Genomic DNA, 23808 nt, shown 5'->3' on the forward strand with positions numbered 1-23808 from the left:
ATCAGGAGGTACAGACCCTTGAAAGGTGTTCTCGTTCGCAAAGGACCACAACTTCATAGCGAAAACACGTACCGGGTTCGTTCCTGACCATCGTTGGCAGCGGCATCTTTTGCCGTTTGTTTTCATCCAGTTATCCATCCAACAGGCACCGGTACGTCCGGCGTCTGTTTTTTGTTAATGGCATGCAGGCGTCGGGTTTTCCGGCGCCTTTTCTTTTGGTTTGCCCAAAAAGGCGTCGGCTTCGCGGCGTCTTTTTTTCGTGTGCCAAAAAACGATCCAACCGGCCTTTTTGCGCGCTAAACACGTAATCCACGAGACGTCTGCCACAGACGTCTTTTTTTCAATTCATCGTCAAAAAACCATGTACCCAAGGGGGAATGTGTATGTTACTGCTTGAAGCAACGCAATTGGAAAAAAGCTTTGGCGACCGACAGCTGTTCAAACTCGAGCAGCTGGAGATTCGCCGCCACGACCGGGTCGGCATCGTCGGCCGAAACGGTGTCGGCAAAACCACCTTGCTCCACCTGCTCGCAGGAGAAGAGCCTCTCCTGTCCGGAAAAATAAAGCGTTATGCAAAAACCGCCCTCATCCGCCAGTTCGGACCAGGCGATGCGGCAGAAACATCCGCTCGCCACAGAGCGGTCTGGGGCGTTACGGACGTTCATGACGGCATGAGCGGCGGGGAGCAGGTACGCCTCAAAATCGCGCATGCGCTGGAGCAAGGCGCACAGCTTTTGTTCGCCGATGAACCGACGAGCCATCTCGATATGCAAGGGATCGAGCAGCTGGAAAAAGCGCTGAAAGACTACGACGGCGCGCTCGTGCTGATCTCGCATGACCGCTCGCTGCTCGATGCCGTCTGCACCCGCATCCTCGAAATTGAGGATGGCGTCATTACCGAATATCAAGGCAATTACAGCCACTATCAAGAGCAAAAGGAACATCGGCGCAAACGCGCGCATGATGAATTCGACGCGTATCAGCGGGAGTGGAAGCGGCTCAATCAGGCGATCGTCGAAAAAAAACAGCGCGCGACCGGCATGAGCAAGATTCCCAAACGCTTTAGCAGCTCGGAGGCAAGGCTGTATAAGGAAGGCGCCAGCCAGCGAATGGAAAAGGTGGAGAAATCGACGAAAGCGTTGGAGACCCGTCTCGCCCGGCTGAAGAAAAAAGAAAAGCCACGGGAAATTGCCCGCGTCCAGTTTGATACGGCCGCCTATCAAGAAGTGCACGCCAAGGCGGCGATCATGCTCGATCAAGTGTCCCGTCACACGGGCGACCGAACTCTTTTTCACAAGCTTTCCTGCACGATCAAGCCAGGCATGAAAGTGGCGCTGGTCGGCCGCAACGGCGCTGGCAAATCAACGCTGCTTTCCATGATTGCAGAGGGCGCACCCGGCATTCATGTTTCCCAAAGCTGCCAGATTGGCTATTTCGCACAATCGCTCTCCCTTCTGGACGAAAGCCAAACGATTCTTGCTAACGTGGCAGCCACCAGCAGCCAATCGGAAACGCTGATTCGCACTGCTCTCGCCCGCCTGTTGTTCAGGGAGGCCGATGTGCACAAGCCCGTCCACCTGCTAAGCGGCGGGGAAAAAAGCAAAACAGCGCTCGCCAAGGTGTTTTTAAGCGATGCCAATCTGCTGCTGCTCGACGAGCCGACCAATTACCTCGACCTGCTGACACAGGTAGAGCTGGAGCAAATGCTCGCCGATTATCCCGGGACGATCGTGTTTGCGACACACGACCGCACGCTGATCAACAAAGTCGCCGACCATGTCCTCGTCTGGGAGGAAACTGGCCCCGTCTTCTATCAAGGCAATTATCAGCAGTATGTAGCCTGGAAGGAAACGCGGAATGAGGCGAGAAGCGCAGGCGCGGATGATCTGCTGTTATTGCAAACAAAACAGGGCGAAATCATCGGCCGTCTCAGCATGCCGATCAAGGATGCCGCTTTGAAAGAAGAGCTGGAGCAGCAATATCAGGACATCACGCAAAAACTGCGGGCATTGCGCGCCCGAATGGGGAAATAGCCGACCGCAAAAAAACTCCCGAACAGCCAGCTTTGGCAGTCGGGAGTTTTCCCATGCTTTCCTATTATTTTAATTGCCGACAATGCTGTAACCGGCATCCACGTGGATAATTTCGCCTGTGATGCCGCGGGACAAGTGGCTGAACAGGAACAGGGCGGTATCGCCTACGTCGGACTGATCAATCGTGCGGCGGAGCGGTGCTTTTTCCTCGATGTCTTTCAAGATCGTGTTGAAGCCGCTGATCGCTTTTGCGGCGAGCGTGCGGATCGGTCCTGCCGAGATCGCGTTCACCCGGATGTTCTCTTTGCCGAGATCGTTTGCCAAATAGCGGACGCTGGCATCGAGAGCCGCTTTGGCGACGCCCATGACGTTATAGTTCGGGATGGCGCGCTCGCCACCTAGGTATGTAAGCGTCACGATGCTGGCCCCTTCTGTCATCAGCGGGCGAGCTTCGCGCGCTACCGCGACCAGGGAGTAAGCGCTGATGTCCTGTGCCAAATGGTAGCCGTCCCGGGACGTATTGACGTACTCGCCCGCCAGCTCTTCCGTTTTGGCAAAGGCGATGCAATGCGCCAGGCCATGGATGACACCGACTTTTTCCTTGATTTGTGCAAAAGCAGCTGCAATGTCATCATCTTTGGTGACATCGCAATTGATCAGGATTTGCTCCGGCTGATCCAGTGTTTTGGCCAACTCCAGCACGTTATCGCGCAAACGGTCCCCTTGGTAGGTAAAAATCAGGTTCGCGCCCGCTTTTGACAGCGATTGAGCGATTCCCCAGGCGATGCTGCGATGATTGGCCACACCCATAACCACAATATTTTTGCCCTGCAACAAGGTGTTCATGGTCATCTGACCCCTTTCCTCTCCAACATTCCTCCATTATATACCATTTCGGACATGCTTTCGAGCAGGGATCAGCGACCGAGGACAAAATCTTTCGTCAGGTCGAAGAGGTCCACTCGCCCATGATCGGGTTGAGCGGGGTTCCCTGCAATGGAAATTCAGGCTCCTGTTTTGGCCCCTGTTCATTTTCCATTTGGTTGTCTGGTTCTTTTGTGCTCATTGGTGGACACACTCTCCTCTCAGGTTGGATGACTTGCTCCCCTTTATAGTGGAAAAAATGCAGCGCCGCTATACATGATGATGGTGCACCGCCGGCCCCAGCACGGTCGACAAGAGCATATACAAAAGCACGGCCCCGAAAAAATAAAAGCCTGCTCGCATATTTTTGGCCTGGCGAATGTGCGGAATCAGATGGCTCGTCGACACATACAGGAATACACCTGCACTCAATGCCAGCAGCGGATTTGTAATGGAAGCGGTCGTGATGAACCGCTCCATCACCGCAGCCAGCAGCGCTCCCGCAAGCGTCGCCACTCCCAGCAGCACGCTCCCGAGAAACGCGGTCTGCTTCCGGTGAGTGACCGCCAGAAGCAACGATGCCATCGTGATACCCTCCGGAATTTTGTGGAACAGCAGCGCGATCAAAATCGACAGCCCCAGCTGTGGACTCACCTGGAATGCCGCGGCAAGCGATACGCCCTCGGAAAAGGCATGGATGACAAAGCCGATCACCGCCCCGTCCGCCTTGCCTCGACCGTGACCAGCCAGATCGATCGCAAACAGGAAGAGATACCCGATCACCACGAACGGCATCAGCGATTGCTGGGCATTGCCCGCCACCTGTGGAAGCATGTGAAACAATGTGATCGACAAGAGCAGTCCGGCACCAATGCTTATCATGGACATGAGTGAATCTTCGGACCAATGTTTCCTGAAAAAAATGAGTAGCCCGCCGATCATGCTGGCAAACGATGCTGCCATCAACAACGGGAATGAAGTGATGATTCCATCCACGGCGATTGCCTGCCTCCCCTTTTTTCTCCCACAAGCGCTTCCCTGCGCGCCCTTATTTCCATTTTACTCACGGAATTCTCGCGATATGTGAAGGTTTCCGCCCGAACCATGGGGAAGTATACCTCATCACGATTTTGTTCCAGAGTATAAAGGGGTTGACTGCATGAAATACGCGATTTTGTCCGATATCCATGGCAAGCGAAAACATCTCAAACAAGTGCTGAAGGCGATCAAGGCACATGATGTCGATCATATTTTTTGTCTCGGCGATATATGGGAGTGCAAGGTAGGGAAATCGCAGGTCAACGATTTTTTGTTTGCCTTTGCCGATCAGATTGTCGATTTCGATCCCAAGCTCGCCAAACGGCTTTCATCCGTCAGCTGTATCGTCGGCAACCAGGAAGAACGGATCCGCCATCTTCTGCCGAAGGAGGAAACCGATGAGGATCTCCGCTATTTCCTGACGCTTCCCCCTGCGATCGAGCTTATGCACGCTCGCCTGGAGCACGGGCACCTGTTCGTCAACGACAAAAACTGGGCGCCCTATCCGAAACGTCTCGACAAACATCTGCTCTTTTTCGGCCATTCCCATTACAGCTCGCTCTACCAGCTGCAGTGGCAAAACAAACAATGGCAGCCAAAGAAGCTGGATATTCAATTCGGCGTACCGATTGAACTGGACTTGGTCCGTTATTGGGGCATCAACGTAGGCGCGGTCGCAAGCGAGGAACCGGAGTGGCTCCTGTATGAGGAAACCGGCAACACCGTCACGTTTTTCCGCGAAACCGCTTCATTACCAGAAAATGACAAACCTGTGTAGGCCTGTCCAAATGAGCCGAATCTTCACTAGTTTTTAGAACCTTTGTCGATTCTCTTCTACCGGGAAAATTTGGTGGTATAATGACTCCATACTCGGTCGCTCAAAGGAGAGGATGAAATGGACGTACAAGTCTGGATGGCTTCCAAGGAAGTAGCTGAGCGTTTGGATGTGCATGTTCGCACGTTGCGAAATTGGCTGGAAATGTTTGTGCCTGCCCATGAGAGACAGAAAAACGCGCAGGGCCATTATCTGATCAGCGAGAGCGGCGTGTCGATTTTAAAAGAAGTGAAAGAACGGAAAGAAGCCGGCAACTCGTCGCTTCGGGACATTCAGAAAGAACTGGTGGAAGAAGGAAAGCTCTCGCCGGACATGCTTGCGATGCAGGAAGTGGCGGCAGGAGAAGAAATGGTTGCGCTTGGACAAGCGGTTCCCGGAATGGTCGAGCTGAACCAGATGGATCAAGCGGTCAGCGAGACGCTCTATCTGTTCAAGCAGGAACTTTCGCAAATTACGGCAGTCAAGCAGATGCAATCCACCATTCTGCAAAAAATGACCGAGATCGAGGAAATGCAGGAAACGCTCCGGCTGGAGATGCGCCGCGTGTCTTTCGAGCTGGACCTGATCCAGCAGAGCCTCACTCGCCGCAAGCATCGGCAAGAACGATACCAATCGCGCTTTTCGCTCAATCCGTTTCGCTGGTTCAGCCGCCCTGCCACGTCGGCCGGCACCACGCACGCAGCGGAATCATAAGGCCACAGGCCTGAGCCTGAAAATAAAACAAGTCCGGGACACGCTTTCGAGCGCAACCGGACTTTTCTTTTTTCTTATGCGCAAGACGTTTTCGTGGAAAGGAACGGCCACAGGCTTGTCCCGCAAACGTTCACGGCTCTTACGCCGTTTCTTCGATTCCGCTAGCTGCGGCTCGTTCCTGGTGCTTTTTTGCATAGTTGTCTCTTTGTCTCTTGCCGAGGATCAGCACCCCTGCGATGACGGCTGCCTTAAAGAGGTTGGCAATCCAGCTTCCCTCCGGCAACATCCAATGCAGCGCCTTTTCATTGACGATCATGTCAGCGGCCGCCAATGCCAGGACAGCAGAACCGATGTACAAAATCCAGGGAAACCGCTCCATCGCTTTCAAAATCAGCTGGCTGCCGAAAATCATCAGCGGCACGCTGATCAACAGGCCAAGCACGATCAAAAGCAAATCGCCCTGCGCCGCACCGGCAATGGCGATCACGTTGTCCAACCCCATCATGATGTCCGCGATGACGATCGTTTTGACCGCTTGAATCAGGTTGTCGCTCGAATTGATTTTGCCGCTATCCTCTTCTTCCGCCAGCAGCTTGTAGGCAATCCAGATCAGGATCAGCCCGCCGATCAGATAAAGGAACGGAATCTTGAGCAAATATGCCGCTGCCACCGTCGCAATGACGCGCACGATGACCGCCAGAAATGTCCCGGTAAAAATCGCTTTCTTCCGCTGTGCGGCAGGCAGTCTGCGGCTCGCGATGGCGATGACCACCGCGTTGTCCCCGCTCAGGACGATGTTGATCATGATAATCATCGATAGCGCTGAAAAAAACTCTGGTGTAAACATGAATCCCCGCCCCTATCTGTGAGTTTTGGAAGCAAATAAAAAGACCTTTGCCTATAAATGGGTCACCAAAGACACATCCATAGGCAAAGGTCTTGCTAACAATGTCAGGCATCGCCAACAAAGCCGAGGATGGTTCGCATCCTGTCATGACGACTTTGCTGTTAAAGCTACTCCCCTTTGCAGCTATTCAATTTGCTACGTGACTATCTTACCGCTGTTTTGGGCTGTTGTCAAACCGGCACTTGCACGCTCTTTTGTGATCTTTACAGTTGTCCCGCTTGGCGAACAGGCTGTTTTTTACTATGATGAACAGGAGGAGGTTTTTTCAATGACCAAACGTTTCGTCATAGAAGCGGTGATGCTGGCGATTTACGGAGAGCTGCTCCATCCGCTTGAACCCGTAGAATACCTCATCCCCACATCGACGATCCATGAGCTGGACGAATTTCTACATAGCCAGGAGCCGATCATGTACGACAGCGAAGAAGAAAAGCATGTTCGTGCCATGATTACCGAAATGCTCCAATTTTTCCGCGATCCATTCAGCAGCAAAAAAATGGAGAAAACGTTGGTTGCACCGTGGTCCACTGTAACCTTTCCGATTCGCCCGAACGTATCGCTAACCGTCGTGAAAGCGGAGGACAACGAAATGTGGGGCGAGTTGTTCGATCCGATTGAAACCGAGCTGTTGCTCACCTCGATGCGCTTCGAAGCGCCGCTCATCACCGACCAGGATGATTGGCAGGACCGTATTCTGGAATATTTGCTGCCCGTTCAGTTTTATGACATCGAAGATTTCAACTTTGCCGTGGAAGATGGCATTTCCCGCGATGACTGGATGTAAAAGCTAACAGAGCTCCTCAACCGGTAGGAAGCTCTGTTGGCTTTTTATCAGCAGATAATTGGCTCTTTTATTTCCATGCGTGCCGCCTTATAGTAAGCTACATACCGATTACGAAAATGAGGCGAAATAATGGGGCGAAAACCGATTTATCAGGAAGTGTACAATCAGCTCCGCTATCAAATATTGAGTGGAGAATGGACAATTGGCTCCATGCTTCCGCCAGAACGAAAGCTGTCCAGCCAATTGGGCGTAAGTCGCAATACCGTGGTCAAGGCGTATGACGAGCTGCAAGCGGAGGGCTTCATCGAAAGCCGGATGGGCAGCGGGCGCTATGTCGAACCGCTCCCGCCGGAACGGAGCCTCGGCCGCATCAATTGGCAGGAAGTGTCCCAGCTGTCCGCCTTGCAGACGACACCTTCCCATATGGCCGAAATGTTGAACAAGCCGGTGCTTTCGCCAGAGTTGATCAACTTTGCCCATGGCGATGGCGGGAAGCATACGTGGAATTTTTCGCCATTCGCTGAATATGTCAAACGCGCTGCCGAAAAGCCGCAATCCTACTACTTTCATACTATTTCCGGCTATTTGCCGCTGCGGGAATGGATCGTCAAGCAGCTGGGTATCTCGCAAATTCATTCACCGGATCAAGTAATGATCACAAGCGGTTCGCAGGAAGCTCTCTTTTTCATCGCGACACTGATAGCCAAGCCTGGCGACACGATCGCGACGGAAATGCCGACCTACTTCGGCTCGCTGCAATTGTTTCAATCGCTTGGTTTGCGGATTATCCCGCTGCCGATGGACAAAGACGGGATGAAAGTAGACGTGCTCGAAGGCGTGCTGGCCCGGTACCGGCCCAAGTTCGTGTACACGGTACCTACTTTCCACAACCCGACCGGTGTCACGCTGTCGCTTGCCCGCCGCAAGCGATTGGTCGCCTTGAGCGAACAATACCGCATCCCGATCGTTGAAGACGACGCTTACCGGCACCTCCATATGGAAAAAGAACCGCCGCCACCGCTCAAATCGTTTGATGATTCCGGCAATATCATCTATGTCAATACGTTCTCCAAAATATTGTTTCCCGGCTTGCGCATCGGCTGGATTGCGGCGAGCCGCCCTTTCATTCAAATGTGTTCGCGTATGAAAGAGCTGTCGATCACGACGAATACGCTGGGACAGATCGCGCTCGCCGACTTTTTGATGGAGCAAAACATTGAGCAGCATCTCGCGAAAGTTCGGGCGATTTACCGTACGCAGTCGCAAGCCATGCAAAAGCATCTCGTCCGCATGAAACCGCTGGGCGTACATTTTGAGCCAACGACAGGCGGCTTTTATTACTGGGTCTCGCTTCCTGAAGGAATGAATGCGCGCGAGCTGATGCAGCGCTGCCATGAGCGAGGGTTGTCGATCGTGTCCGGCGACATGTTTCTGCTGCGGGAAGCCATCCAGCCTTATGTACGCTTGTGTTATTCCCATGAGACGGAGGAGGAGATCGCCAGAGGCATGGAGATTATGGACGAATTGCTGCGGGAAGGAAAGGAGCGAGGAGAATGATACAGGCAAAACCTGCTGAATCCAAGTGGGCCGCATTCCGCGAAGGCGTGGTCGATGCGTTGCCCATGGTGTTCAGCTTTGTAATATTTGGCGGCATCTTCGGTCTGCTCGCGACCAATACGGGCCTTTTAGCTTGGCAAAGCGTTGCCATGTCGCTCGTTGTTTTTGCCGGCTCGGCCCAGTTCACCGCCTTGTCGATGCTTGGCGAGCACACCGGCTTGGTCGCGATCATCATCGCTACGTTCCTATTGAATTCGCGCCACTTGCTGATGGGCTTGTCCATGTCACCCTATTACAAAAGCTATCCAACCAAACACGTGAACATGCTCGCCTTCCTATTCATCGACGAATCGTATGCGATCACCCTGAATCGCTTTCGTACACATCCAAGCAATATGATGTATGTTTATGGCACCAGCCTTGCTCTCTATGCGACTTGGGTCGGCGGGACCTGGCTTGGCACGGTGGCTGGCAAGTGGCTGCCTGACCCGGCGTCACTCGGACTGGGCTTCAGCTTTTCGGCCATGTTCCTCGCCCTCGTCTACTACCAGCTCTATTCCCCTCTGCGGATTGTCACGTTTGTTGCCTGTGGCGGAGCCGCGGTCGTCCTCGCTTTTATTTTGCCCAATGGACTGCATCTTTTGGCAGCCGGTCTGCTCGCTTTTGGGATCGGATATTTCCTTGGTCCCAAACAGGAAACCGCGCCATCTGAGGAGAATTTACCAAAAGGAGTTGAATCAGCATGACCCTCTTGGATACAATACTGCTCTACCTCGGCATGGCCGCCGTCACTTATCCTTCCAGACGGCTATTCCTCCGGTTGCCTAGCAAGTATTTTTCCCTCCGACTGCGCAACGGCTTGTCTTTCATTCCGATTGGCATTTTCGCGGCACTCATTTTTCCCACGCTCTTTTTGAAAGAAGGCCATCTTGCCTGGCAGCCGCTCTACCTATTAGCTGCGACGGTGTGCATGCTGCTGATGCGGCTGTCCAAAAACGTGTTCGTCAGCTTTGGCGTCAGTCTGGCTCTGGTCGTGCTGGTTTCAACCGGAATCATCCCGTTTCCTTGGAAATAATGGTTTCGCCCTGACAGAAGCGGGAAAAAAAGAAATAGTTCGTCCATACAAAGGAGGGTCCGTTCATGAGCACGCAAGTAAAAAAAGGGGCGGCAGACTGGGAAATGGCAGGCGACTCGCTGCAAACCATTCTGTTTCGAATGGGCGACGAGTTTTACGGATTGCCGATTGAAGCGATTAAAGAAATCATCAAGCCGTTGCCTGTGACCCGGTTTCCCCGCTCCCCTCAGTATGTGGAAGGGATTATCGATCTGCGCAACAAAATTTTGCCGATCATCAACCTGCGCAAGCTGTTTGGCCTCGAGTCCATTCCGCTCACAGAGGAAAGTCGCTTTATCGACATCCATATGGAAGGCATGCAGGTCGGCATCGTCGTCGATGCGGTGTCGGAGGTCGTGCGCATTCCGGTCTCGCAAGTGGAAGCGGCACCGGCGCTCATCGCCGGCGTGGATGGAAAATATTTGTACGGCGTCGCCCGCCTGCAGGATCGCCTGATTCTTTTGCTGGATTTACATGCAACGCTGGCGAGCATCCAGCCGGGTACAGCGCAATAGCGTTCCCGGGTCGCCACGCATTCGCGGCGAATCGATCCTTGCCTTTCCCCTCTCTCTTTTGGTACCATTACAATCAATGGCGGCTCCCCTGGAGCTATGTCATGGGTGGGAGAGGGGCTTTACTTTCGAAAGCAGGTTAAACGTTGCATAAATGGAATCATAAGCTTTTTGATTTAGCCGGACATCAGACCACCTGGCAACGGGAAGTGATGGCCGGAACGGTTTCCTTTTTTACGATCGTGTACGTGCTCGCTGTCAATTCGGCGATTCTGGCAGACGCCGGGATTCCACTCGCAGCAGGGATCATCGCGACGGTTCTGACGGCATTTGCCGGCTGCCTGTTGATGTGCTTCCGCGCAAATGTACCGATCGTGCTTGTTCCCGGGATGGGCATCAATGCGATGTTTGCCTTTACCGCGGTACAAGCCATGGGACTCACCTGGCAGGAAGCATTGGCTGCCGTTTTTGTTTCCGGCATTTTGTTCACGATTTTGTCGTACACCAGCTTGGCGGCAAAAATTGCGGAATCGATCAGCGAGTCGCTGAAGGAAGCTATCACCGTGGGCATCGGTTTGCTCCTCACGTTGATCGGCTTGCAAAAAGGCGGCATCGTTGCGGCCAGCCCGACGACGTTCGTGACCTTGGGCAACTTTTCTGACCCGCACGTGCTGTTGACGCTGCTCACGCTTTGCCTTGCACTCGTCTTGTTTGTCCGCAAAGTGCCGGGGGGTTTTTTGATCACGGTCATTGCGGGCACGGTTCTGTCGATTGTAACAGGCCAAACGAATGCTGCGAACACCGCAGCAAGCAGCTTTTCCGCAGCGGACTATGCGTCTGTTTTTGCCGGCTTTTCGTTTGCCGGTTTGTTAAAACCCGCTTTCTGGATTGCCACCTTCTCGTTCACGCTTGTCGTCGTGTTCGAGAATATGGGACTGATCCACGGTTTTCTCGGCATGCTGGGGAAAGAGGAGAAGTTCTCCAAAGCCCTGCAGGCGAACGCCTTGTCTGTCATGCTGGCAGGCATTTTCGGCAGCAGTCCGACCGTTTCGACGGTGGAGAGCGCCGCCGGTATCGCCGCTGGAGGCAAGACCGGGTTAACCAGTCTGGTCACAGGCTCGCTGTTTTTGGTTTCCCTCCTGTTCCTGCCTTGGATCAAGTGGATTCCCGACAGCGCAATCGCTCCTATTTTGATTATTATCGGCGGGCTGATGGTGCAGAGCATCCAGAAAATCAACCTGCAAGATTTTTCCGAGGGGTTCCCTGCCTTCCTCATCATCGCGCTCATTCCGCTTACGTTCAGCATCGTCGATGGGATCGCCTTTGGCTTCATCGCGTATCCGTTGCTGAAAGTGGCGATGGGCAGAGCGCGTGAGGTGGCCACTCCCCTTTATGTCATCGCAGGTTTGTTTCTGCTCAATTTTGCCCTGCATGCGCTTGGCACCGCTCTCTGATGGCGCGAGCCCACCCCCTTTCCTTGTAACAGGAGAGGGGGTGTTTTTATTCCTTTTGACCGCTCGCCAAATATGCGTAGTTAACCCAGACCATCTCCTCGATCCCCAAAATCTCCTTGAACAAATCGACGGAATCGTACAAAACCGATCCCCCCGTTTCTTCCTCCACCTCTGTCAGCACGTGGATGTCGAACAAAGAGCGAAGCTGGGCAATCTGTTTGTGCGACAGGAAGCGGCCGAAGCAATGGGGTCGGAACCTCGAGATTCCTTTCCACACTTCGCGCTTGAACGGTTCCGAGCGAACCACCTGATCCAAAATCGTTTCATACTCCAGCCGCAGCTGTTCATTTTCCCAAAACTCATCAATCTGTTCCACCTCGGGATGCCGCTTGGTGAACAGGCATTCTGCCAGCTCGATGTCGAGCGAATAGCTGATCGTGGCGGATGTCGTCTCCGTTCCGCCGTCAAAAAGCCGGAATCCCCACCCGCTTTCTTCTGAGTCGTGGAACCAGAGCAGCGGGACATAATGGCTCGATAAGCCCAGCAAAAAGCTCATGGTCTCGGCCCGCTCGATGCACTCGTCCTGCAGGAAAAACGCGTTCCAGTCATTATTGACGCGCTTGTGGAAAAATGGCTGCTTGGCTTTGGGCAGCGTATGTATTACTTTCGGCTCATACTTACGCGGGTATAAGATACCGGTTGTAAACTCACTCATCGAATTCACACCGCTTTCTATCGCAGATTGGAAACTACCTACTATGTACCCGAACCAGCTGCATGAAAAACCAGGTTGCTTATTCGCTCTTTCATTATTTTTATTCCGGAACAGCTTGGTTTTATGAATCGAGAAGCTTTTGGAATCGGCTGGTGTGGATGACGGTATGGACCGCCCCTTCCGGACGCAGCTCGGAGCGGAACAGATGAACCTCCCGCGCTTGCCAGCGTGCAGGCGGCATCTCCAGCAGACGCTCATCCCACTCGGGCAAAGGGAGCACGGGCACATGCGGTCCGCGTGCCAGCGTGATGTGCGGATGGTACGGACGACGGTCATAATGCAGTCCCTCGTGCAAATCAAACCGTTTGCCCAACAAAAGATGCAGCTGCGAAAGCACTTTGCGCTGGCCGTTTAAGCCCAGCCAGAGAACGCGCGGCTTTTCGGCGCGGGGGAACGCCCCGAATGAGCCTAAGACCAGTGTAAACGGTTCGATGATGGAGCTGACCAGATCCATGTCTTTGCATATGAGCGGGATCAGCGCGTCTTCCACATCGCCGAGAAAATGAAGTGTCAAATGCAGGTTGGCCAGCGGCTGCCACCGGTCTGCACCGATCTCTCCTTTCAGCTTGTCTTGGATGCGGGTGATGGATTGGATTGCGGCATCAGGCAGCTGCAAGGCAACGAATAAACGCATGCGGACATCCTCCCAGTGAAAAAGAAATAGGCCCAATCGATTCGTTGGGCCGCATGTGTTTTCATTGTGTTCCATTCCTATCCATTTTATGTATGACAATACGGGTCTCCCTCAATGCCGTGCCGCTTGGCAAGGGCCGAAAGTCGCTCCGCAAACGAGTCATCCAATTCGAGATGGTACACCTTGCCGCGTTCATAGCGCAAAATCGGATATGCGCCGCACGCAAGCGGAGAAGCATCCACGGTTTCCACATAGGCGGGCAGCGCATAAAGGAAGCGGGCGAACGGATTGGCTTCATCCTCTGTGGTATGCACCACTTCAAAAAGCGGATACAGCATCGGCGTGACGAACAGCCACAGCACGCCTTGCTGCTCGCCCGCCCAAATCGTGAACGCGGATTCGCGAACCTCGCTGCGTGAATGTCTGCGCATGACCAGCACCGCCTGCTGCACCGTTTGCATCAGGCGCGCCTGCGCGTCTTCCTCGCCTTCCGCTTGCACCCATTTGGCATAATCGAACAAGTAAGCAGTCCCTGCCTGCGCAAACACGTCGTCAGCGAGATCGCCAGCGGCAATCGAGATCAGCGCTTCTTCCTTCACCTCATCGATGCCGGTCGGCTGCATCTCGTGTTCCTTGGGCTCCTCATCGTATAAATAGCGGATCAGCCCGAGAACATGAGCCTGCTCAGCAGCGGAAAAATTGCACGTCTCCGAAAAAATATGGGTGATTTCGCCGTCCGCAAAAGACAGATAGTGAATCGGCAATTCCGGCTGTTCGATCATGCGCAGCGCCATGTAGCGCTCGTCGTCCTGCTTGATATTGAGCTTTAACGGAAAGCCGAGCGGTTCGAGCGGATCGGCAAGTGTCCAAATCACCGCCAAAAGCGCCCCCTTGTATGTCTTGAATTCGACTGAAACCGCATCCCGTGTGGCGTCGGAAAAAGCATCGATGCTTTCGAACACGAGAAACAGCTCGACATCGCCTTCGCTGTTCACCCGGGCAAAATACGGCAGCCCTTCGTCACGGACATGGTGGTACAAGTCAGAAAAGGCAGACGCTTCAAGGACTTCCCCCATCGTGCGGGAAGATGGCGACGCAAGCGTCGGGTCTGGTGAAAAAACAGGGCGAAACGACTCGCTCACTCCCTGTTCTCCCCTTTGCCAAGCCCCTTGATCGATGGCCAGCTGGCAATGTCCGCAAGCAGCGTGCGGTCCGTCGCATCGATATGGACCGGCGTGACCGTCACATACCCTTGTTTCATCAGCCAGTAATCCTCATCCGTATCCGGGATGTCCTGGTCCGGATATTCGCGCTGGAGCCAATAGCCGCCTTCCTGGTGGTGGTACACATCGGCGTAATGGTTCAGCGAAAGCGATGCGGGACGAACTCCCTTGATGTCGGCGAGCGGCAGATGCGGCACATTCACGTTCCAGAACACATCGGCAGGCAATGAGCGCAGGCGTGCCTTCTCCGCCAATTCCGCGAGAATCGGACTGACGATTTCTTTCGCTTGGCCATAGTCCTCCCCATGGAAGAAATTGTCGTACGACAGCGCTACCGCCGGCACCCCAAGAATCACCGCCTCGCGCGCCGCGCTGCATGTCCCGGAGTAGTAAATGTCCCGTCCCAAATTGTTGCCGACGTTGATGCCGGAAAACACGATGTCCGGCTTTTCTTCCCCATATAACAAAAAGTAGGCGGCCTTGACGCAGTCAGCCGGATTCCCATTGACGGCCCACGCTTTTACCGGCAGCCCATAAAACGCATGTTCCCTGGGCGCAAGCGCCTCCCGATACGTAATGCCGTGGCCGACCCCACTTTTCTCCTCTTGGGGCGCTACTACATGAATCTCCGCATCCGGGATGGCGAGCAACGCTTCTGCAAGCACACGGATTCCCTGGGCATTGATCCCATCATCATTCGTAACCAAAATTCGCAACATCCGCTATTCCCTCCTCGTACGCTTGCGGTCATTGTCAATCAATCGGATGGCCATTCCCGTGTGCCGCATGATCACCGCCATGCGGACTGGAAAAGGCTTTCCGAAACGAAGTTTTTTTAACTGTAGCATTCCTGGCGAAAAAAAACCACCGTCACGGTGGTTTTCTGGAACTGTTGGGCAATTACGCCCGCTTGCGCTGCCTGCCGCTAAGCTGGAGCGCTCGCAGGCCGGAAACATGGGCAGCGGCCATCGAGGTGCCATCCAATACGCGGTAGCCTTTATTCAGCCAGGTGGATTTGATGGCAACGCCGGGCGCGTAGGTCCTGACTTTGCGTCCGCGCGAGCTGAATTCAGCCATTCGTCCTTGCTGGTCAATGGCCCCAACCGCGATTACATTCCGGTAAGCTGCGGGGTACTCGACCGCACCGCCGTTGTTTCCTGCCGATGCGACCATGATGATGCCTGCACGTGACGCCTGATCGATGGCATGCCGCATGACAGGGGAATCTTCGCTCGTGCCAAAGCTCATGTTGATGATGTGCATCTTGTTTTCGATCGCCCAGCTGATTCCCTCGGCAATATCGGCAACTTCCGCCGCCCCTTCTCCGTTAAATGCGTGAATATCGTATAACTCAACGCCGGGAGCGACCCCGACGATCCCTTTGTTGTCCATCACCGCTGCAATGGTGCCTGCCACATGCGTGCCATGCCCGTTCGTTTGGGACGATGGCCCCGCAAGCGACACGCCCCCTTTCACTTGCCCTTGCAAGTCAGGATGTTTGCGCGAGATGCCGGTATCAAGCACGGCCACGCGGATTCCCTCGCCCTTTGTCCGTTTCCAGAGCGCGGGCGCCCCTATGGTTTCCACTCCCCATGGGATGGCATCCGTCTCGGCCTGGCTTTTCGAGACAACCGGCGCATGCAGCTTCACGGTGATATTGTCCGACACCATATATTTGACTTTTCCCAATTGCTTTGTCAGCGATTCAACATATTCTTCCGGCAAAACAATCGAGCGTAGTGCGTCCAGATGGCGCAGCCCGAAAATGATGGCCCGCTCCTTGGCAAGGCACTCTGTGCAATGATGATAGCTTTGCTGTGTCAATAGTGTGAGAATCTTTTGCACCTGTTTACCCCTCCGACAAAGGAAATCCCTTTTTTGTTCATCGTATGAGCATGACAGGAGCCGAGAACCGGTCGATTCGCCTATTCTCCCACAATTTGTTGCCAACGCTCGCGCCACACGATGCCATCGGCAATCCAGCTTTCCACCTGCTCCTGCTTGTCAGCGGGAATTCCGAGGAGCACGGCGATGCGGCGAATTTCGCATTGCTCGGCGACGGAGAGCTTGCGGTCAATCAAAGCGATATGGTACAGCTGCCGTATCACAGTTAGTTTGGATGTCAAGTCAAGCGGAAGCATCTCCTCGACGATTTCTTCCGGCGATTTCGGATGGTCCAAATCGTCCATCAATACTTGCCGTTCGCGCAAGTTGAAATGTTCGTTATTGACCATCTGCGAAATGCTTGTCATCTCTTTCATACCCATATATCCATCCGCATGACCGACGCAAATCATTAAACGGATTGAAGCAAATAGCAATTGTTTATCTTTAATCAATGTTGGCAATCTGTATCACTCTCACTTTTTTATTCCTTTTCCTAATTATACGATGAAAAAAGAAAACGGTTGCAAAAAATTGTGTCAGAGTACAAAACCCTTCCCCGGTAATTGCAGGGAAGGGTTAATTTTCCACAGCTGGAACCGGCAGTTTGCGGATCAGCACACGGGTAATGCGATAATGGTCAACCTCGGTGACCTCGAATTCGTACCCATCCTTTTGAACAACATCACCGACGACCGGAGAATGATCGATCTGCATATAAATCCACCCTGCCAGCGTGTCCACCTCGGACGATTCCAGGGTAATCTCGAGAAAATCGTTAACTTCTTCCAACAGCATGCGGCCATCAAGCGAAAGTTCGTCATTCGTCCGTTCGATTTCCGGACGCTCGTCATCGAATTCGTCCTGGATGTCGCCGACGATTTCTTCCATTATATCTTCAAGCGTGACCAGACCTGCCGTCCCGCCGTATTCGTCGATCAAAATGGCCATTTGGCCGCGCTGTTTTTGCAGCATCGTCAACAAGGTGCTGATCGAGATCGTTTCCGGAACACTGAGAACGGGACGCATGATGTTTTCCAGATCCTCGCTTCTGTCCTCCAAGACAGAGGTCAGCAAGTCTTTGATGTGCAGGACACCTCTCACATGGTCCTTATCGCCGTCGACCACCGGATAACGGGTGAAGCGGCCGTTTCTCACCAGCTCGACATTGTCCTGAAACGGGTCGCGCAAGTTCAGCACGGTCATATCGGTTCGCGGCACCATGATTTCGCGCGCCATCGTCTCGGAAAAATCAAAGATATTATCCACCAGCATCAATTCCGTTTGATCGATATAGCCGCTTTTATGGCTTTCGTTGACCAGAATCCGGATCTCTTCCTCTGTATGGGCCGCCTCCTGGACTTGCGTCGAAATGCCGAACAGCCTCAAGATCAGATTGGCCGACCAGTTGAGAAACGCGATGAACGGGTACATGATGCGATAAAACCATTGGATCGGACGCGCCACATGCAAGGCGATCCACTCCGACCGTTGAATCGCAAGCGACTTGGGGGCAAGCTCCCCCATCACAATGTGCAGGAAGGTAATGATGGCAAACGCGATGATCCCCGAAATCGTCGTCGTCCACGGCTCGCCGACACCAAAATAATGAAAAAGCGGATCAAGCAGATGGGCGATCGCCGGCTCGCCCAGCCAGCCAAGCCCGAGAGAAGCGAGGGTGATGCCCAGCTGGGTCGCAGATAAATACGCGTCCAGATGGTGGATCAGCCGCTCCACATGCCGAGCCTTTGCATTGCCCTCGGCAATCAGCTGCGTAATGCGAGACTCGCGTACCTTGACCACAGCGAATTCGGTTGCCACAAAAAAACCGTTCAAAAACACCAGAATGAGCACGAACGCGAGCCGCAGCAAAATGCTGCCCACACCATCCTCGATCACACAGCCTCCTCCTCTCTTACGCTCGTATGTAGGGGTAGTTTGTCCGATCTGGCGCCGCTTTATCGCAACAGGAAAAGCCCTGCGACGCTCCTTTACAGACCGCGCAGGGCTATGGCTTTTTGCTATTGATTTCGGATCAGACGACTTTCCATTCAGCGAATCACTATGTGCAAGACCTTACGCAGGAAAACTCCTTTCTTGTTGTTGGAAATCAATCACGCTTCAGTGCTTTCTCACCAACGACCACACAGGTGCTGTCCGGCTGCCCTCCCTTTCCAAAAGATCCAGCGATTGAATCGCTGTAGGTACATCGTACAAAATTTTCTGAATCTTGTAAATCATTTTCTTGCACTAGGCTTCATATTTTTGCAACAGCTTGTTCCTTTTATTGGCCTTGTTTTTTCGGGCGTTTTTTTGTCCATTGGTTCATGGTTATGGTACGATATGACTAGTAAATCTATGAGGTGAACGAACGCATGGCGCACCACCCTCATCTTCCGCTCATCGTGCAAAGCGATCGAACGGTTCTGGCTGAAGTGCAGAATCCGCTATTCGCCGAGGCGACCCGCTCGATTGCGCGATTTGCCGAGCTGGAAAAAAGCCCGGATTATATCCATACCTACAAAATCACGCCGCTCTCGCTCTGGAATGCAGCAGCCAGCGGAATGACGGCCGCCCATATTTTGGACGTGCTTTACGCTTACAGCAAATTCGACGTGCCGCTTTCATTAGTCGCAGAGATTGGCGAGCAAATGAAGCGCTATGGCTTGATCCGGCTGGAAAAGCATGAGGAAGCGTTGCTGTTGAAAAGTGATGATGGCCACGTCTTGCCACAGCTGTTTCGTTATCCTTCGCTTGCCCGTTATGTGGAGGCCGAGTTGTCCACTCGTTGTTACCGGATCGCTGCAGCAGCACGCGGGGAAATCAAGCAGGAGCTGATTCGCCTCGGTTACCCTGTGGTTGATTTGGCCGGCTATGCCGCCGGAGACAGCTTGCCTGTTCAATTAAAGACAGTGAGCGCCAAGGGACCGTTTCAGCTGCGCCCGTATCAGGCGGAAGCGATTGAAAGCTTCTATGCGGGCGGTACCGTCTATGGCGGAAGCGGCGTGCTGGTGCTGCCGTGCGGGGCAGGCAAAACGATCATCGGCATCGGTACGATCTGCAAGCTGCAGACGGCCACGCTGATTTTGACGACCAATACGACATCGGTCCGCCAGTGGATTGCCGAGCTGCGCGATAAAACCAACCTCGATCCGGATTTGATCGGCGAATATACCGGCGAGCGGAAAGAAGTCAAGCCGATTACGGTGACAACGTACCAGATGCTGACGTATCGCAGCCGCGAGGACCAAGCGTTCCCGCACATGGACCTGTTTACCGGCGATCACTTCGGCCTGGTCATCTATGACGAGGTTCATCTGTTGCCCGCGCCTGTTTTTCGCATGACGGCTGGTATTCAGACAAAACGACGTCTCGGCCTGACTGCTACGCTTGTTCGCGAAGACGGTCGGGAGTCGGACGTCTTTTCGCTTGTCGGCCCGAAAAAATATGATATGCCTTGGCGGGAGCTGGAAGCGCAAGGCCATATCGCCCAAGCTGTTTGCAAGGAAGTGCGCGTCCCGATGCCGCCGCAGACGCGCGAAGCATATGCCTTTGCCACAGCTTCGCAGAAGACGCGGATCGCGGCTGAAAATCCATACAAGCTGGAATGGTTAAAGAAATTGGTGCGTAACCATGCCCATGATCGTATACTCGTTATTGGGCAATATCTGGATCAGCTGGAGCAGGCAGCAGAAGCGCTCCAGGCCCCGCTCATCACCGGAAAAGTAAAGGAAACCGCGCGCGAAGAGCTTTACCGCGAATTTAAGGAAGGAAAGCTCCCCGTGTTGGTCGTTTCCAAGGTGGCAAATTTCGCCATCGATCTTCCGGATGCAAATGTTGCCATTCAGCTTTCCGGCACATTCGGTTCCAGGCAGGAGGAGGCGCAAAGGCTCGGGCGTATTTTGCGGCCAAAAGAGGCGCAAAATCAAGCCCATTTCTATACAGTGGTGACGAGAGATTCGCGTGATCAAGATTTTGCGAGGCAGCGCCAGCTGTTTCTCGTAGAGCAAGGCTATCAGTACGAAATTTTTGAGGCAGATTGAAACGTTCCAAAAACTATCACGTCAGATAAAGGGAAGGGAGGCTGGCAGGTCGATGCAAACCGATAGCGACATTATCCAACGGATTTTGCAAGGCGATACTGAAGCTTACCGGGAAATCATACAGCGCTATCAGCACATGATTTTCGTGTTTATCTATAAAATGGTAAACAATCATTCCGATGCGGAGGATCTTACGCAGGAAGTGTTCGTCAAGGCGTATGAAAAGCTGTCCTCCTATCGCGGCGACAGCCAATTTTCCACGTGGCTGCACACATTGGCCCGGAACCGAACGATCGATTTCCTCCGGCGGCGCAAATTCCACGATTCCGATGACCAGCTAGCCTACGTGCCGTCGCAGGTGCGGCACGAATCGCCACAGGAATCGCTTATGGTAAAAGAACGCATCCGCGAGATCGAATCGGCTTTCGGCAAATTGTCCGAGTCTTACCGCGAAGTCATCGTGCTGCGTTGCACGCATGAGTATCCATTCGACAAAATTGCTTCACTCCTCGGAGTGGCAGAATCAACGGCCCGCGTCCGCTACCTTCGTGCTCGCCAAGAACTTGCGAAACTACTACAACATACGGAAGGAGGGCTCGTTCATGAATTGCCAGGAATTTAGGAGCAAGTGGGAACTTTCCACAGATGACGCTATATATGCGCACATTGAAACGTGCGAGGATTGCCTCAACTGGATCGAAACATCCACAAGTGCATTCGAGGAGGCGATGTTCTTGAAAGAGTATCCCGCTCCCTCCGCCCAGCTCGAAGACCGGATTATGCAAGCCATTTACCAAACATCCGGCAGCAATAACGTGCCGCTTTCCGCGACCGTTTTGCCGGCCGCCGGTGACATTCAGGTACAAAAGCCGAACAAGCGACGTTTTTTCGTCCCGACATGGGTAGCAGCTGCAGGCGTGGTCGTCGCTGTCGGCCTGATCGGTGCCCCGTTTTTGACCGGCAATCAAAGCGAGCAGTTTGCCGAGGTTGCTACCGCTCCGGCATCCGGGACCCAAACCCAGAGCGGCACAACGGCGAGTGAAGCCGCCCAGCCCAAGTCACCACAGCCATTGATGGCCCCAACCACAGCCGCAAATGACGCGCAAGCCGGGCAGCCTGCCGCCGCAGACCAGCTCGCGCAGGCATCGACCGGAACGGAGGCCGCAGCGGCTAACAAAACCGCAGCACAGGCAAAAACAGGGGCAGCAGCGGGCGGCGATGTCAATGCAGCAAGCGCGAAAAAAGCGGTACCGTTTCTTTCTGAGCAGGCCGCTGGGCTGAACGCCCCTGCCGATGAAGCGAAGCTCGCACTGACAGCGCCAAAAACCGACGCCCCGGCTTCCACAGCACCAAATGCGCACACGACGCTGCCGGCACGGAGCAAGACGCCGCCAACGATGGTCAACAAACAAGCTGCGACGCCACCAGCGGCAGCCAGTACCACTGCGCCAGCGATTGCGGACAGCAACCACGCGATCGCATCGATCCAGGCAGAGGGCGAAAACACAGCGGCCGCATTTGTCGGACCGCAATTGCCGGAAAAGCAACCCGATTCGGCACCGGCAGAAGCGGGAGAGGTGACGGCGAAGCAGGCGCTGGGACCTGAAAACCCCATCACGCTTTCGACCTTCAACGATGTCGAAACAGCTGTACAAGCATCGGATCTGCCTGTACCGACGTTGGCCAAACTGCCTCCCGACTATGCCTTGAATATGTTGACGGTGCAGTACGAGTCGCAAACGAGCAAGCACGTCACCAACATTCAAACGATCTATCAGCTGGCAAACAGCGGCAAACGGATTACGATCGACACGACGCTGCAGCAAGGAAAACGCAGCTTGTCCGTTCCCGGGGAATTCAGCAACACCCAGGTATTCCAGATCGACGGGGAGCAGGCAATCGGCGTCACTTTCAAGGACAGTGCGGAGCCGTCCGCCAACAAGAGCGCGGTCTACTATCAAGCGGTGAAAGGCGGCCATTCCCTCTACATCGTTGTAACCGCCGACGGCATTCCGCTCAATGATTTGATGGAAATGACCAAGCAAATCACCTGGAAAACGAAATAACCGACCGCAATCCAAAAAAAAGCGACGAGGCTGGAATCCAGCGCTCCTCGCTTTTTTTGTGCTCAAATGCCCTCAACGATCCGTTTTGCCCGCACCGCCACCTGCTGCAACAGCTCTTCCTCGTCAATCGTGGTCAACTGCCGATTGCGCATGAGCACCTTGCCGTTGACGATCGTCGTGTCGACGTCCGCCCCGTTTACGCCGTAGGCGAGCAGCGACTCGAGATTGTGGAGCGGCTGCAAATGCGGCTTGTTCAGATCAACGAGAATAAGGTCGGCTTTTTTTCCTACCGCAAGCGTCCCCACTTGATGAGCAATGTTCAGCGCCTCCGCGCTGCCGACAGTGGCCATGCGCAATACTTGACGAGCCGGAAGCACCGTCGGATCGCCGTGCTCCAGCTTCTGCAGCCACGTAGCCGCCTTGATTTCCTCAAACATGTCGATGGTAGTGGCGCTGCCTGAGCCGTCCGTCCCCATCCCGACCGTGATCCCTTGCTCCAGCATGTGCCGCACAGGCGCGATTCCGCAGCCCAGCTTTGCATTGCTGACCGGGTTATGCGAGACGCCGCCGCGCATTCCTTTCAACAGGCGAATGTCCTTGAGGCTCACATGCACGCTGTGCGCAAGCAGGACGTGCAACCGCTCGAACAGGCCGACATCATACAAATATTCCGCAGGCGTCCGGTTGTATGCCGCACGGATTTTCATCACTTCTTCCACCGTTTCGGCCAGGTGGACATGGATCGGCTTGTTCATCTCCTCCGCCAATTTCACAACACGCCGAAACGGTTCAGGCGGACATGTGTAAGGGGCATGCGGGCCGAACATCGTTGTGATCCGTCCGTCCGCTTTCCCGTCCCACCGCTCGATCAAATCAAGCGCTTCGGCGAGTCGCCTACCGCCGTCGTCCTCCAAAAACACCAGCCCTCGCGTCAAGGAAGCCCGCATCCCCACCTCGGTCACAGCCTGGGCGATTTCGTCCATATGAATATACATATCGGCAAATGCGGTCGTCCCCGATTTGATCATCTCCGCCATGGAGAGCTTGGCTCCCCAGTAAATGTCCTCCGGTGTCATCCGTGCCTCGGCAGGCAGCATCTTCTGCTCCAGCCACTCCATCAGCTTGAGGTCATCCGAAAAGCCTTTCAGCAAGCTCATCGGCGTATGCTGATGCGCATTGATCAAACCGGGCAGCGCCACCATGCCTTTTCCTTGGATCACGGTGTCAGCCGGTTCGTCGATGGACGCTGCCATCTGCTTGATTTCATCGTGTTCAATCAGGATGTCTCCGTTGATCGCCGGACCGTCCCCTTCCATGGTGAGAATCCAGACGTCTTTGATTACCGTTTTCATCGAAACATTCCTCCCAGTTTCCTGTCTTCACTAGGAGCAT

Annotated in this window: 24 protein-coding genes; 12 read left to right on the forward strand and 12 right to left on the reverse strand. The window is 54.0% G+C overall.

What is annotated here, in order from left to right:
- Positions 1-383 precede the first annotated feature (383 nt).
- A complete protein-coding gene (gene abc-f / locus ACTID9_RS19430; protein ID WP_441066558.1) occupies positions 384-2033 on the forward strand; it encodes a ribosomal protection-like ABC-F family protein in 1650 nt (549 codons plus the stop codon).
- Between the two features lie 69 nt (positions 2034-2102).
- On the opposite strand, the gene fabI is transcribed toward abc-f, so the two are convergent.
- From fabI to ACTID9_RS19445, 3 genes are all read right to left on the reverse strand, one after another.
- A complete protein-coding gene (gene fabI, locus ACTID9_RS19435; RefSeq protein WP_441066559.1) occupies positions 2103-2879 on the reverse strand; it encodes an enoyl-ACP reductase FabI in 777 nt (258 codons plus the stop codon).
- Positions 2880-2976: 97 nt separating this feature from the next.
- Positions 2977-3099, reverse strand: a complete 123-nt coding sequence (locus ACTID9_RS19440) for a hypothetical protein (RefSeq protein WP_441066560.1) — start codon at positions 3097-3099, stop codon at positions 2977-2979.
- A 68-nt stretch (positions 3100-3167) separates the two neighbouring features.
- Positions 3168-3893 (reverse strand): ZIP family metal transporter, encoded by a 726-nt coding sequence (locus ACTID9_RS19445; protein ID WP_441066561.1) that lies wholly within the window; start codon positions 3891-3893, stop codon positions 3168-3170.
- A gap of 163 nt (positions 3894-4056) precedes the next feature.
- On the opposite strand from ACTID9_RS19445, the gene ACTID9_RS19450 reads away from it, so the two are divergent.
- Together ACTID9_RS19450 and ACTID9_RS19455 are read left to right on the forward strand one after the other, a co-directional pair.
- Positions 4057-4713, forward strand: a complete 657-nt coding sequence (locus tag ACTID9_RS19450; RefSeq protein WP_441066562.1) for a metallophosphoesterase family protein — start codon at positions 4057-4059, stop codon at positions 4711-4713.
- Between the two features lie 117 nt (positions 4714-4830).
- Complete coding sequence (locus ACTID9_RS19455) at positions 4831-5463, forward strand: MerR family transcriptional regulator (RefSeq protein WP_441066563.1); 633 nt, start codon at positions 4831-4833, stop codon at positions 5461-5463.
- Between the two features lie 139 nt (positions 5464-5602).
- On the opposite strand, the gene ACTID9_RS19460 is transcribed toward ACTID9_RS19455, so the two are convergent.
- Positions 5603-6310: a TerC family protein gene (locus tag ACTID9_RS19460; RefSeq protein ID WP_441066564.1), complete on the reverse strand. Its 708-nt coding sequence runs from the start codon at positions 6308-6310 to the stop codon at positions 5603-5605.
- Positions 6311-6638: 328 nt separating this feature from the next.
- On the opposite strand from ACTID9_RS19460, the gene ACTID9_RS19465 reads away from it, so the two are divergent.
- The 6 genes from ACTID9_RS19465 (at position 6639) to ACTID9_RS19490 (ending at position 11791) form a co-directional block, all read left to right on the forward strand.
- Positions 6639-7154 (forward strand): ADP-heptose synthase, encoded by a 516-nt coding sequence (locus tag ACTID9_RS19465; RefSeq protein ID WP_441066565.1) that lies wholly within the window; start codon positions 6639-6641, stop codon positions 7152-7154.
- Positions 7155-7283: 129 nt separating this feature from the next.
- On the forward strand, positions 7284-8711 hold the full coding sequence (gene pdxR / locus ACTID9_RS19470; RefSeq protein ID WP_441066566.1) for a MocR-like pyridoxine biosynthesis transcription factor PdxR: 1428 nt from the start codon (positions 7284-7286) through the stop codon (positions 8709-8711).
- Positions 8708-9457 (forward strand): AzlC family ABC transporter permease, encoded by a 750-nt coding sequence (locus ACTID9_RS19475; RefSeq protein ID WP_441066567.1) that lies wholly within the window; start codon positions 8708-8710, stop codon positions 9455-9457. The genes pdxR and ACTID9_RS19475 overlap by 4 nt, the downstream gene beginning before the upstream one ends.
- Positions 9454-9786 (forward strand): AzlD domain-containing protein, encoded by a 333-nt coding sequence (locus tag ACTID9_RS19480; RefSeq protein WP_441066568.1) that lies wholly within the window; start codon positions 9454-9456, stop codon positions 9784-9786. Before ACTID9_RS19475 ends, ACTID9_RS19480 begins: the two co-directional genes overlap by 4 nt.
- A 65-nt stretch (positions 9787-9851) precedes the next feature.
- The gene (locus ACTID9_RS19485; protein WP_441066569.1) at positions 9852-10340 is read left to right on the forward strand and encodes a chemotaxis protein CheW; all 489 of its coding nucleotides are present in this window, start codon (positions 9852-9854) and stop codon (positions 10338-10340) included.
- Positions 10341-10483: 143 nt separating this feature from the next.
- Positions 10484-11791, forward strand: coding sequence for an NCS2 family permease (locus ACTID9_RS19490; RefSeq protein WP_441066570.1), 1308 nt, complete (start codon positions 10484-10486; stop codon positions 11789-11791).
- A gap of 46 nt (positions 11792-11837) precedes the next feature.
- On the opposite strand, the gene ACTID9_RS19495 is transcribed toward ACTID9_RS19490, so the two are convergent.
- From ACTID9_RS19495 to ACTID9_RS19525, 7 genes are all read right to left on the reverse strand, one after another.
- The gene (locus ACTID9_RS19495) at positions 11838-12506 is read right to left on the reverse strand and encodes a hypothetical protein (RefSeq protein ID WP_441066571.1); all 669 of its coding nucleotides are present in this window, start codon (positions 12504-12506) and stop codon (positions 11838-11840) included.
- Positions 12507-12627: 121 nt separating this feature from the next.
- Positions 12628-13200 carry an RNA 2',3'-cyclic phosphodiesterase gene (thpR, locus tag ACTID9_RS19500; RefSeq protein WP_441066572.1) on the reverse strand — a complete coding sequence of 191 codons (573 nt, stop codon included), beginning with the start codon at positions 13198-13200 and terminating at the stop codon, positions 12628-12630.
- 86 nt (positions 13201-13286) lie between these two features.
- Entirely contained in the window at positions 13287-14342 is a 1056-nt protein-coding gene (locus ACTID9_RS19505; protein WP_441066573.1) for a hypothetical protein, read from the reverse strand.
- Positions 14339-15142, reverse strand: a complete 804-nt coding sequence (gene surE / locus ACTID9_RS19510; protein WP_441066574.1) for a 5'/3'-nucleotidase SurE — start codon at positions 15140-15142, stop codon at positions 14339-14341. Before surE ends, ACTID9_RS19505 begins: the two co-directional genes overlap by 4 nt.
- Positions 15143-15323: 181 nt before the next feature.
- Complete coding sequence (locus tag ACTID9_RS19515) at positions 15324-16268, reverse strand: S8 family peptidase (RefSeq protein ID WP_441066575.1); 945 nt, start codon at positions 16266-16268, stop codon at positions 15324-15326.
- Between the two features lie 80 nt (positions 16269-16348).
- Complete coding sequence (locus ACTID9_RS19520) at positions 16349-16771, reverse strand: DUF533 domain-containing protein (protein WP_281274957.1); 423 nt, start codon at positions 16769-16771, stop codon at positions 16349-16351.
- A 115-nt stretch (positions 16772-16886) separates the two neighbouring features.
- On the reverse strand, positions 16887-18203 hold the full coding sequence (locus ACTID9_RS19525; RefSeq protein ID WP_441072657.1) for a hemolysin family protein: 1317 nt from the start codon (positions 18201-18203) through the stop codon (positions 16887-16889).
- A 479-nt stretch (positions 18204-18682) separates the two neighbouring features.
- Here ACTID9_RS19525 and ACTID9_RS19530 point away from each other — a divergent pair, with 479 nt between their 5' ends.
- From ACTID9_RS19530 to ACTID9_RS19540, 3 genes are all read left to right on the forward strand, one after another.
- Positions 18683-20350: a DNA repair helicase XPB gene (locus ACTID9_RS19530; RefSeq protein ID WP_441066576.1), complete on the forward strand. Its 1668-nt coding sequence runs from the start codon at positions 18683-18685 to the stop codon at positions 20348-20350.
- A 52-nt stretch (positions 20351-20402) separates the two neighbouring features.
- Complete coding sequence (locus ACTID9_RS19535; RefSeq protein WP_441066577.1) at positions 20403-20972, forward strand: RNA polymerase sigma factor; 570 nt, start codon at positions 20403-20405, stop codon at positions 20970-20972.
- 112 nt (positions 20973-21084) lie between these two features.
- Complete coding sequence (locus ACTID9_RS19540; RefSeq protein WP_441066578.1) at positions 21085-22416, forward strand: hypothetical protein; 1332 nt, start codon at positions 21085-21087, stop codon at positions 22414-22416.
- A gap of 62 nt (positions 22417-22478) precedes the next feature.
- On the opposite strand, the gene ACTID9_RS19545 is transcribed toward ACTID9_RS19540, so the two are convergent.
- Positions 22479-23768, reverse strand: a complete 1290-nt coding sequence (locus tag ACTID9_RS19545) for an amidohydrolase (protein ID WP_441066579.1) — start codon at positions 23766-23768, stop codon at positions 22479-22481.
- Positions 23769-23808: the final 40 nt, after the last annotated feature.

Source organism: Brevibacillus fluminis, assembly GCF_052072235.1.
Lineage (GTDB): Bacteria > Bacillota > Bacilli > Brevibacillales > Brevibacillaceae > Brevibacillus_D > Brevibacillus_D fluminis_A.